Source organism: Verrucomicrobiia bacterium, assembly GCA_019634625.1.
Classification (GTDB): Bacteria; Verrucomicrobiota; Verrucomicrobiia; order Limisphaerales; family CAIMTB01; genus CAIMTB01.
In genome coordinates this window covers 60,653-74,310 of record JAHCBA010000030.1, presented here as the reverse complement: position 1 = coordinate 74,310, position 13,658 = coordinate 60,653, and the positions used below count along the sequence as shown (strand labels likewise).

7 protein-coding genes are annotated in these 13,658 nt (G+C 68.1%); 5 read left to right on the top strand and 2 right to left on the bottom strand.

Annotated features, from left to right (window positions below; translation table 11 throughout):
* Positions 1–343 precede the first annotated feature (343 nt).
* From KF833_16785 to KF833_16770, 4 genes are all read left to right on the top strand, one after another.
* Complete coding sequence (locus tag KF833_16785; GenBank protein MBX3746966.1) at positions 344–1,234, top strand: hypothetical protein; 891 nt, start codon at positions 344–346, stop codon at positions 1,232–1,234.
* 225 nt (positions 1,235–1,459) lie between these two features.
* Positions 1,460–2,656 carry an efflux RND transporter periplasmic adaptor subunit gene (locus KF833_16780; GenBank protein MBX3746965.1) on the top strand — a complete coding sequence of 399 codons (1,197 nt, stop codon included), beginning with the start codon at positions 1,460–1,462 and terminating at the stop codon, positions 2,654–2,656.
* A 4-nt stretch (positions 2,657–2,660) separates the two neighbouring features.
* Entirely contained in the window at positions 2,661–5,822 is a 3,162-nt protein-coding gene (locus KF833_16775; protein ID MBX3746964.1) for a multidrug efflux RND transporter permease subunit, read from the top strand.
* Positions 5,822–7,276, top strand: a complete 1,455-nt coding sequence (locus KF833_16770) for an efflux transporter outer membrane subunit (GenBank protein MBX3746963.1) — start codon at positions 5,822–5,824, stop codon at positions 7,274–7,276. Before KF833_16775 ends, KF833_16770 begins: the two co-directional genes overlap by 1 nt.
* A gap of 47 nt (positions 7,277–7,323) precedes the next feature.
* Here KF833_16770 and KF833_16765 read toward each other — a convergent pair whose 3' ends face one another.
* Positions 7,324–9,273 (bottom strand): lipase maturation factor family protein, encoded by a 1,950-nt coding sequence (locus tag KF833_16765; GenBank protein ID MBX3746962.1) that lies wholly within the window; start codon positions 9,271–9,273, stop codon positions 7,324–7,326.
* Between the two features lie 558 nt (positions 9,274–9,831).
* Between KF833_16765 and KF833_16760 the strand changes: the two genes are divergently transcribed.
* Positions 9,832–11,301, top strand: coding sequence for an amidophosphoribosyltransferase (locus KF833_16760; protein MBX3746961.1), 1,470 nt, complete (start codon positions 9,832–9,834; stop codon positions 11,299–11,301).
* A 198-nt stretch (positions 11,302–11,499) separates the two neighbouring features.
* Here the strand turns inward: KF833_16760 and KF833_16755 are convergent, their stop codons facing one another.
* A complete protein-coding gene (locus KF833_16755; protein ID MBX3746960.1) occupies positions 11,500–13,485 on the bottom strand; it encodes an IPT/TIG domain-containing protein in 1,986 nt (661 codons plus the stop codon).
* Positions 13,486–13,658: the final 173 nt, after the last annotated feature.

The following is a 13,658-nucleotide window of genomic DNA, read 5'->3' as shown; positions in this document are numbered from 1 at the left end:
ACAGGGCCCCTTCCAGTTTTCAGACAGGCTCTAAGCCGTAGCCATGCAATAAGGTCGGGCGCGCTGGCTTGATCTTTTCGGGCAAGGGACCCAGGGGACTGGAGGGACACCGTGCATCCCGGAGTTGTTGGGTGATGTGCGAGCGTGCGAACTTCGCGAAGCGTGGCATCGGAGGGCCGAGTTCCACGAGGCCGCAAGGGTGTGGAGCGTTGGGTTGAGGACTCGCGGAGCTCGTCCCTCCGATTCGCTGCCTTCTCACCTACAATTCCGGGATGCACCGGAAGGGACGGAAGGGGCCAAGGGTGTATTGCCGGGGGGCGGGGATGGGCGCAGCCTTGGCGGCATGCTGAAGCGAGACTGGAAGCGAGAGTGGATCCGGTGGGTGGCGGCGGGGGTGCTGCTGGTGGGCTGCGTGGCGCGGGCGGCGACCGAGGGGGCACCGGCGACTGGGACCGTGGAGGAGTGGTTGCGTCGTGCGCGGGATGCGCAGTCGCGGGGGTTGATGAAGCAGGCGAGCGAGTTTGCGGGGCGGGCGATCGAGGTGGGGCCGGCGGATCCGAGGGGCTACCAGGTGCGGGCGCACCTCGCGGAGCGAATGCGGCAGTATATCCAGGCGGAGCTGGATTTCGGGCGGGTGATCGAACTGCTGCCGGACGATCCGGCGAGCTATTTCCAGAGGGGGTTGGTGCGGTTGCGCCTGCTGAACTTCGCGGGATCCGCGGCGGATTTTGACCGTTGCGTGGTGTTGCGGCCTGCCCGGGAGCCTGAGTTGTGGCAGCGGGGCATCGCGTTGTTTTATGCGGGCCGGTTCGCCGAGGGACGACGGCAGTTCGAGTCGCACCGGACGGTGAATCCGAACGACGTGGAGAATTCCGCGTGGCATTTCGCCTGCATCAGCCGGGTGGATGGGCCTGGAGTGGCACGGGCGCAGTGGATGCCGGTACGTGGGGATGAGCGGGTGCCGATGGCGGAGATCCAGGAATTGATGAGCGGGTCGGGGAGCGTCGAGGCGGTGCTGGAGGCGGTCGAGGCGGTGACGGATGGAGCGGGGCGCAGCCGGGCGCAGTTGTACGGGCATTTGTATCTGTCGATGTACTATGGGGCGCACGGGCGGAGGGAAGAGGAGGCGCGTCATGCGGTGCAGGCGGCCAAGGCGGGGAATGGGCTGGGATTGATGGGGGACATTGCGCAGGTGCATTCGGACTGGGTGGCGGCGCGATTGAGCGGGCGATAGGGAGAGGGGCATCAAAGGGCCGAGTTCCACGAGGCCACAAAGGTGTGGAGCGTTGGGTTGAGGACTCGCGGAGCTCGTCCCTCCGATTGGCTGCCTCCTCCCACGACTTCGGGATGAACCGGAGAGAAGGAGGGAGGTGGATTCCCCGCTGGCGGTGGCGGAGGGAGTTGTGGAGCATGGGCGGCGGCGATGGCGGGCCACGAGGCGGTCCGGCGTCGCCTTGATATGCATCAGGCAAGCGACGAAGGCGGCAAGGCGGGTGCGGGCCGGGAGGGCTGGATCCGGCGAATCGTCGGGAGGGTCGGGCTGGCCATGGGGCTGGCGGTCGGCCTGCTGGGGAGCGGGGCCGGTTGTCGCGAGCGGCCGCCGTCGGGAGGCGTGCCGCCGCCGGTGGTGCGGGTGATGACGCTGACGACGACCAACGTGCCGACGGAGCACGAGTTCATCGGGCAGTTGGAATCCATTGCCAATGTGGAGATCCGGGCGCGGGTCGAGGCGTTTGTCGAACGGATCGCCTTCGAGGAAGGGGGCGACGTGGAGGCGGGGGCGTTGCTGTTCGAGTTGGATCCCAGGCCGTTCGAGCAGCAGTTGCTGGTGGCGGAAGGGGCGCTGTCGGAGGCGCGCGCGGCGCTGGGCAAGAGCGAGAAGGACGTGGCGCGGTTGCGTCCGCTGGCCGAGCGGAAGGCGATTCCGATGCAGGATCTGGACAACGCGCTGGCGGCGGTGGAGGTGGCGCGGTCGCAGGTGGCGTCGGCCGAGGCGCGGGTGGAGGGGGCGCGGATCAGCCTGGGCTATTGCGAGGTGCGTTCGCCGGTGGCGGGCCGGATCGGGGCGAGCGAGGTGTCGCGGGGGACGCTGGTGGGGCGGGGACAGCCGACGTTGCTGGCGACGGTATCGCCGCTCGATCCGATCTGGGTGCACTGCAATGTGAGCGAGGTGGCGCTGCTGGCGAGCGAGCGGGCGTTGCGCGAGCACGGGCGGGATCGCGGGGAGGTGGTGCTGGGGCTGGTTCTGGCGGACGGCACGACGTATTCCGAGACGGGGCGGTTTGTGTTTCTGGACCGGGCGGTGGATCCGACCACGGGAACCATCCGGGTGCGGGCCGAGTTTCCCAATCCGGACCGGCTGTTGCGTCCGGGGATGTTTGCAAGGCTGGTGTTCCGGCCGGGGATGAGAACGGGAGTGGTGGTGGTGCCGCAGCGGGCGGTGCAGGAACTGCAGGGGCAGACGTTGGTGTGGGTGGTGAACGCCGAGGGGAAGGCGCAGCAGCGACCGGTGAGGATGGGGCGCCGGGTGGGGAGCGACTGGCTGGTGGAGGAGGGGTTGCAGGCGGGGGAACGGCTGGTGGTGGAGGGATTGCAGAAAGTGCGTCAGGACGCGCCGGTTCAGGCGGAGACGGGCGGACCGGGGACGGGGGGCTGACACCATGGCCGACTTCTTCATCCGGCGCCCGATTGTGGCGATGGTCATCGCGATCGTGACGGTGATCGTGGGGTTGGTGTCGCTGGCGCGGCTTCCGGTGGCGGAGTATCCGCCGGTGAGTCCGACGCTGATCCAGGTCACGGCCAACTACCGTGGGGCGGCGGCGGAGGCGGTGATGGATTCGGTGGCGACGCCGATCGAGTCGCAGGTGAACGGGGTGGACGGGATGTTGTACCTGCAATCGGTGAGCGCCAACGACGGGTCGATGGTGTTGAACGTCACCTTCGGGGTGGGGGCGGACGTGGACCTGATGCAGGTGAACACGCAGAACCGGGTCTCGCTGGCGATGGCGCAGCTTCCGGATGCGGTGCGACGCGAGGGGGTGGTGGTGAAGCGGTCGAGTCCGGACCTGCTGATGGTGATCGGGCTGTCGTCGCCGGGGGGGACATGGGACGCGGTGTTCCTGGGGAACTACGCGAACATCAACCTGGTGGATGCGATCAAGCGGATCCCGGGGGTGGGGGACGTGAACAATTTCACGGCGCAGGATTACGCGATGCGGATCTGGCTGCGACCGGATCAACTGGCGGCGATGGGATTGACGCCGGAGGACGTGGCGGCGGCGATCCGGGAGCAGAACGCGCAGACGCCGGCCGGGACGCTGGGCGGGGAGCCTTCGCCGCCGGGGCAGGAACGGCAGTACACGGTGCGGACGGCGGGATTGCTGCGGGAGCCGGAGGAGTTCGGGGAGATCATTGTACGGTCGCTGCCGAACGGGTCGCAGGTGCGGGTGCGGGATGTGGCGCGGGTGGAGTTGGGGGCGCAGACGTACGGGTTGCGGGCGCGGCTGAACGGGGCGGCGTGCGCGGCGCTGGGGATCTATCTGGCGCCGGGGGCGAATGCGCTGGCGACGGCGGAGGCGGTGCGGCAGTTGCTGGAGGAGCGGCGGGGACAGTTTCCGCCGGACATGACGCACGAGGTGACGCTGGACGCGACGCTGCCGATCGAGGCGTCGCTGGAGGAGATTGTACACACGCTGTTCGAGGCGCTGGTGCTGGTGCTGCTGGTGGTGTTTGTGTTTTTGCAGAGTTTCCGGGCCACGCTGATTCCGATGCTCACGGTGCCGGTATCCCTGCTGGGGGCGTTCATGGTGTTTCCGGTGCTGGGGTTCACGGTGAACACGCTGACGTTGTTCGGGATGGTGCTGGCGATCGGGATTGTGGTGGACGACGCGATCGTGGTGGTGGAGGCGGTGCAGCATCACCTGGAGCGGGGCATGACGCCGGTGGAGGCGACGCGGCAGGCGATGCGGGAGGTGTCGGGACCGGTGGTGGCGATCGCGCTGGTGCTGTGCGCGGTGTTCGTGCCGGTGGCGTTCATGGCGGGGATGACCGGGCAGTTGTACCAGCAGTTCGCCATCACGATTGCGGTGGCGGTGGTGTTCTCGGCGATCAGCGCGCTGACGTTGAGTCCGGCCCTGAGTGCGATGCTGCTGCGGAAGCCCGAGCCTGGAAGGGGTCCCATGGGGCGGTTTTTCGCCGCGTTCAACCGGGCCTTCGAGAAGACCACCGAAGGGTATTCGGGGGTGGTGCGGCATCTGGTGCGGAAGTCGGCGCGGTCGATGCTGCTGTTGGGGGTGGCGGTGGCGGGGGCGGGGTTGTTGTCGCGGGCGGTGCCGGGCGGGTTCATTCCGGACGAGGACAAGGGATATCTGATGGTGGCGATGGAACTGCCGGAGGGGGCGTCGCTGGAGCGGACGGATGCGGTGTTGAGGCAGGTGGAGGGGGTGGTGATGGGGACGCCCGGGGTACGGTCGGTGGTGGCGGTGGCGGGGTTCAATCTGCTGAACGGGCTGCCGATGCCGAGTGCGGCGCTGGTGTTTGTGGGGTTGGAGGACTGGGCGGCGCGGAAGAGTCCGGAACGGGCGGCGTCGGCGTTGGCGACGGGGTGGAACAGGGCATTTTTTCCGATGCCCGAGGCGCGGATATTCGCGTTCGGGCCGCCGGCCCTGCCGGGGTACGGGAGTGTGTCGGGGTTTTCATTGCAGTTCCAGGACCGGTCGGGAGGCACGCTGGAACATCTGGCGGAGGGGGTGGAGCGGTTTCTGGCGGAGGCCTCGCGGCGACCGGAGATCGGGCGGGTGAGCACCACGTTTCAGCGGGCCACGCCGCAGGTGCGGATCGAACTGGACCGGGAGAAGGCGCGCACGCTGGGGGTGCCGGTGGACAGTGTGTACCAGACGTTGCAGGCGTATCTCAGCGGGGCGTATGTGAATGACTTCGTGCGGTTCGGCCGGGTGTTCCGGGTGTTTTTGGCGGCCGAGCCGGCGTATGCGCGGCAGCCCGAGGATGTGGGACGGTTTCATGTGCGGAACCGGGACGGGGCGATGGTGCCGTTGGACACGCTGGTGCGGGTCGAATCGGTGTCGGGTCCGAACTATGCGGCGCGGTTCAACCTGTATCCGTCGGCGGAGGTGATGGGGGCGCCGGCGCCGGGGTACAGTTCGGCGCAGGCGATGCGGGCATTGGAGGAGGTGGCGGCGGGGATGCCGCCGGAGTACGGATTCGAGTGGTCGGGTTTGACGCGGCAGCAGAAGGACGCGGAGGGGACGGCGGGTCCGGTGTTTGCGATGGCGGTGCTGCTGGTGTTTCTGCTGCTGGCGGCGCAGTACGAGAGCTGGTCACTGCCGTTCGCGGTGCTGCTGGCGACACCGCTGGTGGTGCTGGGGACGCTGCTGGGGCTGCTGGTGCGGGGTTTCGAACTGAATGTGTACGCGCAGATCGGCTTGATCATGCTGGTCGGATTGTCGGCGAAGAACGCGATCCTGATCGTCGAGTTCGCCAAGTTGCGGCGCCAGGAGGGGTTGGGGGTTCTCGAGGCGGCGGTGGAGGGGGCGCGCCTGCGGTTGCGCCCCATTCTGATGACGAGCTTCGCCTTCATTCTGGGGTGTGTGCCGCTGATGCTGGCCAGCGGATCCGGAGCAGAGGCGCGGAAGACCATGGGGACCGGGGTGGTGTTTGGGATGACGGTCGCGACCCTGCTGGGGGTGTTTCTCATCCCGGTCTGTTATGGGTTTGTGGAAGGCCTGGTGAGGCGGAAGCCGGTTGGCGCCACGCCGTCGGACGGGCCGGGCGAGGCGGCGTTGGTGAAGGGAGGTCCTTCGTGATGCGCGGCGCGACGTGGTGGCGGGCGATGGCCGGGGCGGGCGCGGGATTTCTGTTGGCGGGCTGCGCGGTGGGGCCGGATTACCGGCGTCCTGAGGTCGAATTGCCGGCGACGCATCGCGGTGCGGGGGGAGAACAGTTGGCCGCGGTTCCCGGGGAACTGGGGGAACTGCCGTGGTGGGAGTTGTTCGAGGATCCGGTGCTCGAGGGGTATCTGCGTGAGGCGCTGGAGAACAACTGGGATGTCCGGATCGCCGCGGCGCGGGTGCTCGAGGCCGCAGCCTCACTGCGTGGGGTGCAATCGGGCTGGTATCCGACGGTGGCGGCGGGGGGCGACTGGACCACCGCCCGCACGTCGCGCAGGGGGCCGGCCGGGCTGCCGGACAGCGCGGATGCGGTGCGGGAATACGGGAGTGCGTTCGTGTCGATGCCGGGATATGAGCTGGACCTGTGGGGGAGATTGCGGCGGGCGACCGAAGCGGCGCGGGCGCGGTTGCTGGCGGTGCGGGAGAACCAGTCGGTGGTGCGACAGACGCTGGTGGCGGAGGTGGCCTCGAGGTACCTGACGCTGGGGGAATTGGATGAGGAACTGGAGATTGCGCTCCGCACGCTGGAGGTGCGGCAGTCCTCGCTGACGCTGACGTTGTCGCGGGAGGAGGGGGGTGTGGCCTCGTTGCAGGATGTCCATCAGGCGGAAGTCCTGGTGGCGGCGGCGCGTGCGGTGGTAAGCGACATCCGACGGGCCATCGAGCAGGCCGAGCATGCGCTGTCGTTCCTGCTCGGACGGGCGCCGGGTCCGGTGGCACGGGGGTCGAGGACGGCGGCGTTGCCGTTGGGACGGCTTGCCATTCCGGCGGGACTGCCGTCGGAGCTGCTGGAGCGGCGGCCGGACATCCGGGCAGCGGAACAGGGGTTGGTGGGGGCCAATGCGGACGTGGGCCAGGCGAGGGCGGCGTATTATCCGCAGGTTGTGCTGACCGGCGTGTATGGGCAGCAGTCGGTGGCCCTGAGCACCTTGTTCGAGGGGCCGGCGCGATTCTGGCAGTTTGGGCCGTCGGTCACGGTGCCGGTGTTCACCGGGGGGCGGCTTCGCAGCGCGTCCCGGGCGGCGCTGGCCCGGTACGAGGCGGCATTGTCGGAGTACCAGCAGACGGTGCAGAACGCGTTTCGGGAGGTGTCCGACGGCCTGGTGGCGTGTGCCCGGCAGCGGGAGATTCGCGAGGCGCTGGAGGCGCGGGCGGAGGCGAACCGGCGATCGGCGGAACTGGCGCGGGTGCGGTATGAAGGCGGGGTGACCGGATACCTCGAAGTGTTGTACAGCGATCAGGAGTTGTTCGATGCGGAGCTGGCACTGGCCCGGGCGCGACTGGCGGAGCAACTGGCCCTGATTGGATTGTACCGGGCCCTTGGGGGCGGGTGGCACCTGCCGGAGGGGACGGCGGATGTGCGGCGATGAGGCGAGCGGCAAGCCGGGGGGCGTGGGGCGATGCGGAAGGTGGTTGGTCAGCGGAGGGCGACGGGCGGGAGATGGAGTCCGGCGGGTTCACGGACCCACCAGTGACCGGAATCGCGGCGTTCGGCAGGGGTGGTGAAGCGGTATTCGTAGCGCCGCACGCGGAGGAACCTCGGGGGAGCGTCCGGGAACGGGTTGTGATCGAGCAGGCGCAGCGTGGCGGGGTTGCCGTCGAGGAGGCGCTGGCACAATCCCGCGAACCAGCGGCTCACGCCGCTTCCCGGGGGGCGCAGGGCTTCGAACCACATCTGCCAGTCGAGCCGCGGCTGGTGGGGGGCGACCCAGCCAGGCCGGCGTGCAAGGTCGCCCGGTTTGTGCCTGAACTCGTAGGCCAGCCACTGGGAGCCGTCGCGGCTGCCTTCGAGGATCAGTTCGTAGCGGGGCCGGGTCATGACCCGGAACAGCCCGTAGGAGTTGAAGGTGCGCAGCGGGGCGAGGGTGGCGTAACCGCGCAGGATCCATTCGGGCCAGGGAAAGGCGAGGCGCAGGTTGAAGGTCATCGGGATCGTGGTGGCGAGAACGATGGAGGCCCCCAAGAGTCCGCGGGCGGCGGATCGGAAGAGTGGCTTGCGGGAGGCCGGTGCGGGCGATCGTTCCTCCGAGGGCTTGCTGGCGGACGATGGAGCTGGAAGCCAGGCGGGCCGACGTCCCTTCGGGAAAAGCCGGGTCAGCCGGGTTCGGGCTGTGTGCAGCCACGCATCGTCGAGCAGGGGCACGCAGAGCAGGAGGGTGAGGGCATTGAAGAAGGTGTAGTTGCCGGTGAGGGCGATGCCGACCTGGAGCAGGGCCGTGGCTCCGGCCGCCCAGAGGCGGGGACGTCGGGGGGCGAAGAAGAGGAAGGGGACGAACCATTCGACGACGTACATGCCGCCGCAGGCCGCTCGATGGACGAGTTCGGGAAGGTGATGGGCCCACCAGGCCAACGGGGTGGGCAGCGGTTGGGTTTCGTAGTGGAAGGTCAGGGCCGTCCATGAACGCCACGCTTGGTCGCCGTAGATCCACTTGGTCACCCCGGATTGGAACATCAGCCGGAAAAGCAGCCAGCGGAGGAGCCCGATGGCGATGGCCGAGGGAGGCCGTTCGCCCGGTCGGCCGAGTCTCCAACCGCCGGGCGCCAGAAGGATGGCCAGGAATCCCGTCTCGAGGAGAAGGGTGTCCCATTGGAACGAGAGGAAATCCTGACCCACCACCGAGAGGGAGAGGTAGGCGGTCCAGAGTCCGACCAACGCCAAACGCGGAACCCAGCCGGCGACGAGGGCGGTGGAGAGCAGCAGGCCGAGGGCGCAGAGGCCTTTGAGGAATGGATCGCTGACGTTCCACCAGCACAGGGTCGGCACCTGGCTCAAGCGGGTCATCCACCCGGCATCCGCAAAGTGGGTGCGCTGGGCTTCCATCCAGCCTGCGGCAGGGAGGATGCCATTTTCCCCAAGGAGCCCTGTGAGCTGCCAGGAGAGCGAGGCGAAGGCAACGAGGTAGATCAGGCCAAGCCCGCGAAGGAAGAACTGGCGGACGGCCTGGAACGTGGACGGATCGGAGTGTCGGCCCCAGCCCATTCGCGTGAGGAGCGAGAAGATGGAGCGGTTTCGGGCGACGACGGCGTAGGCCCCTTCGGTGATCCGGGCAAAGGCGGGGTGGCGCTGGTGGAGGCGCAGCCAGCGCCCGGAGCCGGGATGACCATGCGCCAGGGCCCGGAAGACCGCCTCGGCCCCGCTGGAAACCGAGCCGTCGGTGTCCACCCACTGAACCGCATTGGCAAACCGTTCCCGAGGGATCTCGGGGAAGGCCTCGGCGACCTGGGGATCCTGGGAGGGGACGAAGACCACGACGTCCCCGGCGGTTCGCGCCCAGCGCCGCACCCAGAAGGTGCAGAAGCGGCAGTCCCCGTCGTAGATCAGGTGGGGCCGGTCGGGCGGATGGGCGACGCGGAGCGTGTCGGACACGTTGATAGAGTGCCTGTCGCGCGGGGCGGGGTCATCCGCGGAGATGGAGCTCAATTCTCCACAAATCCCCACGTCCCGAGCAGGGCAGGGAATGACGGACGTGACGCGCCCGTCCTGGAGCCAGGGTTCAAACAAACAGCCAGGCGAATTTTTGTAGACGGAGGGTCTTACAATTAGTCAGGCGCTTTGTTGTAGACGGGGCGCAACAACAGCCTGGCATCCCCCCAAATCCTATCGGGCTTCTGGGAGTGACCTTGTTGGGGAGGGAGAGGCGTCAATGATACAATGCCGGGCTCAATGTATTTGGACCCCATATAGTTGGCCGATGCTTCCCCGAGTGGTGGGTGAGGAGGCAGGGAATCAGAGTGACGGGCTCCGCGGGTCAACAACCCAAAGCACCCCACCTTTGCGGCATCGTGGAACCTGGCCCTCCGATGCCCTGCTTCGCGAAGCTCGCACCTCTCCCCACGACTCCGGGATGGATGGCGGCGGGTGGGCGACCACCGGTTTTGGCGCTTGCGGCGGTGGGGTGGGCGGCGAAGCTAGGCGTTCGCGACGATGTCGTACAACCCATCCCATCCCAAGCATTACTGCGGCGTCTTCGGCATCTACGGCACTCCAAACGCTGCGGAGCTCACGTACTGCGGGTTGTACGCCCTGCAGCATCGGGGTCAGGAGAGCGCGGGGATAGTGACCAGCGACGGGAAGCAGTTTCGGCGGCACATCGGGATGGGGCTGGTCTCCTCGGTGTTCAGCGGCGAGATGCTGCACGGTCTGGTGGGGCACTCGGCGATCGGGCACACGCGGTATTCCACGACGGGCTCATCGATCCTGCAAAACGCGCAGCCGCTGGTGGTGAACTGCGCGCGGGGGGAACTGGCGATCGGGCACAATGGCAACCTGACCAATGCGGGGCAGTTGCGCGAGGAACTGGAGGAGCGGGGATCGATCTTCCAGACGAGCGTGGACAGCGAGATCATCCTGCATCTGATGGCGCAGCCGGCGGGGAACGGGGAGCCGAATGCGTTGTTGTCGGCGCTGCGAAGGATCGAAGGGGCGTTCTCGCTGGTGATCCTGACCAACCAGGAGTTGGTGGGGGTGCGGGATCCGTTCGGGTTCCGGCCGTTGTCGCTGGGGCGACTGGGGGATGCGTGGGTGCTGGCGTCGGAGACGTGTGCCTTCGACCTGATCGGGGCCAAGCTCGAGCGGGATATCGAGCCTGGCGAGGTGGTGATCATCAACGGGGAGGGGGTGCGGAGCTTTCATCCGTTCCCGGAACACCAGCGGCGGGCGTTCTGCATCTTCGAGTATGTGTACTTCGCGCGGCCGGACAGCACGATTGGCAACCAGAGCGTGTACCGGGCCCGCGTCGAGTTGGGCCGGCAACTGGCCCGGGAGTTTCCGGTGGATGCGGACATTGTGGTGCCGGTGCCCGACAGCGGGAACTACGCGGCGTTGGGGTATGCCCTGGAGTCGGGGATCCCGTACGAAATGGCCTTCGTCCGGAACCACTACGTCGGACGGAGCTTCCTTCAGCCGAGCCAGTTGATCCGGGATTTCAATGTGCGGGTGAAGTTGAACCTGATTGCGGATCTGGTGCGTGGGCAGCGGGTGGTGATTGTGGACGACTCGATCGTGCGGGGGACGACCTCGAAGGCGCGGGTGACCAGCCTGAAGGAGGCCGGGGCCAAGGAGGTGCATGTCGTGGTGAGCTGCCCTCCGCACATGAATCCGTGCGTGTACGGGATCGACTTCCCGGACCGTTCGAAGCTGATGGCGGCCAATTACACGATCGATGAGATCCGGCGGTACCTGAACGCGGATTCGCTGGGATACCTCTCGCTGGAGGGCATGGTGAAGGCCGTGGGGGCGCCGAAGGACTCATTCTGCCTCGCCTGTTACAATGGCGATTATCCCGTGCCGTTCAGCCCGTCGATGGAGAAGCACAGCATGGAACGGCGGGCGGCTCGGGCGACAAGTTTCCGGGAGCCCTTCGAAAAGGAGGCGCTGCAGACGACGCTGCTTTAGTGCTTTAGAGCCTGTCTGAAAACCGGAAGGGGCCCTGCGATGAGGGATACGGGTTCCGCAGCCGGGGGAAGGCGAGGCCGGTGCATCCCCGCAGCGGGCTGTCACGGCCGGGCCGACGCCGGCCCAGGACGAAAGGACCGTCGCCCGAAGGGTTTCTGGGGAATGTGCCGTGTACGGGCCTGACCCCGTTGCCCGGGGTCACTGGCGGAGACGGAAGTAGCGGGTGCCGGTGCCGGGGAGGGGCAGGGTGAGTGTCCTCTGGGCGCCCTGAACCACCGGCGTCCCGGGAACCGCGGCCCAGGCGGCGTCCGGTCCCAGGACGGTGGAGGATTCGAGGGTGTAGTCCGTCGCACCGGCAGGCCAGCGCAGGACCAATTGCCCTTCCGCCACCTCGATCGCCAGCCGCACGACGCCGCTGTCCACGATGAAGTCGGAGGCGCTTACCGCGATGCCGTCGAGGGTGGTGACGGCGATTCGTCCAGTGGTGACACCAGCGGGAGCGGTGGCGCGGAGTTCCGTTCCCGAGACGACCGTGAACGGCGCGTTGACGCTTCCGAAGGTCACCTGGGAGGCGGTTCGCAGGCCAAGTCCCGTCAGGGTGACCGATGTTCCGGCGTTTCCGGTGGCGGGCTGGAAGGCGTTGAGGACGGGTTGGGCGCCGGTGACGAAGAAGCTGGCCGAGGACGAAACCTCGACGCCGCCGGCGGTGCGGACGTGGAACGGGCCGCTGAAGGCGGCAAGGGGCACGACGACCCGGACGTTGGTGGCGTCGATGACGGTGAAGGTGGCGTCGGCGTCGCCCAGTCGGACCCAGGCCAGGTTGGTGAGGCCGGCGCCGGCGAGGTGAACGGCGGTGCCGAAGGGGCCGGTGTTGGGCGAGAACCCGTCGAGAACGGGCAGGACGGTGAAGGTGGCCGCGCTGACCTCTGATCCGGCAGGGCTTTCCAGTGTCAGCCGGCCGGTGGTGGCCAGGGCGGGGACGACGGCGGTGAGGCGCGTTGGAGAAACGACTGTGAATGGCGCCTCCGCATGGTGGAACAGGAGTCGGGTGACGCCGTTGAGATTCTGTCCGTCCACGGTGACGGTGTCGCCGCGCCTGCCGGTGCCGGGGGTGAAGGCGGTGATGCGGGGCGGCAGGGTGAAGCTGGCTTCGGTGGTGAAGTCGCCGTCCGGGGTGACGATCTTGATGGGGCCCGTGGTGGCGCCAGCGGGGACGACGGCGGTGACCCGGGTGGGTGAGGTGGCGGTGAAGCTGGCTTTGACGCCGTTGAACTGGACGTCGGTGACCCCTTGGAAGCCGCCGCCTTCGAGGACGACATTGGTACCTGTGCTGCCTGTGGGCGGGTGGAAGGAAATGATGCGGGGCAGCACGACGAAGTTGCTCGAGGTGAAGGCGGCTCCGGCAGGGGTGACGATCTGGAGGGCGGCGCGGACGGCGTTGGTTGGGACGACGGCCAGCAGGTTGGTGGGGGATTGGGCCGCGAAGGCGGCCGGGGCGGTACCGAACTCGACGCGGAGGGCCTGGCCGAGATTGCTTCCGCGGATCTCGATGGTGTCTCCGGGGCGGGCGCGGGGTGGGGCGAAACCACTGAGGACCGCGGCAACGTGGAAGGGAACCGGCGTCGTGGCGCTGCCGGCCTCGTTCACGACGCGGATCGGTCCGGTCCGGGCATTGGGAGGGACGACGGCGCGAAGCTGGTTGAGGGCGACCACCTGGAATTGGGCCGCCTGCCCGTCGAAGGTGACCGCTGTGACCTGCCCGCGACCTCCGGCGAGGCCGGTGGCGAAGTTGGCGCCGAAGAGCTGCACCTCGGTGCCGGGGATGCCGAAGGCCGGCTCGAAGAGCTCGATCCGGGGCGCGGCCACGAAGATCTGGGAACTCGTTGCCGCGCCCGTGCCGGTGAACACGGAAATGGGACCGCTGAAGGCATTGGGGGGGACGCGGACGCGGACGCTGGTGGCGGCGCGGGCGAGGATTTCGCCGGGGGCTTCCGTGGTGCCGAAGTACACCTGGGTGGCCGACTGCAATCCGGTGCCGACGATGACGACCTCGGTGCCGGCGGGGCCGCGATCCGGAGCGAACCCTGTGACGGTGGCGGCGGTCGCGGCGGTGGCGCCGGCGAGTGTGGCGAACCCGATCCCGAAGCTTAGAAACCGGCGCAGAGCCGAGGGGCTTACAACCATAAGAGCGATCACGATGCCATCGGGGACGACACCGCGCCAGCCCCCGAAGGGGGACTGGTCGTGGACCGTGCATCCCGGAGTTGCGGGGAGAGGTGCGGGCTTCGCGAGGCGTGGCTTTGGAGGGCCGAGTTCCACGAGGCCGCAACGATGGGGTGCGTTGGGATGAGGACTCG

Excerpts from the sequence above, each read along its gene's own strand:
- KF833_16785 (MBX3746966.1), top strand. The coding sequence starts at position 344 with ATGCTGAAGCGAGACTGGAAGCGAGAGTGGATCCGGTGGGTGGCGGCG.
- KF833_16780 (MBX3746965.1), top strand. The coding sequence starts at position 1,460 with ATGCATCAGGCAAGCGACGAAGGCGGCAAGGCGGGTGCGGGCCGGGAG.
- KF833_16775 (MBX3746964.1), top strand. The coding sequence starts at position 2,661 with ATGGCCGACTTCTTCATCCGGCGCCCGATTGTGGCGATGGTCATCGCG.
- KF833_16770 (MBX3746963.1), top strand. The coding sequence starts at position 5,822 with ATGCGCGGCGCGACGTGGTGGCGGGCGATGGCCGGGGCGGGCGCGGGA.
- KF833_16760 (MBX3746961.1), top strand. The coding sequence starts at position 9,832 with ATGTCGTACAACCCATCCCATCCCAAGCATTACTGCGGCGTCTTCGGC.
- KF833_16755 (MBX3746960.1), bottom strand. The coding sequence starts at position 13,485 with ATGGTTGTAAGCCCCTCGGCTCTGCGCCGGTTTCTAAGCTTCGGGATC.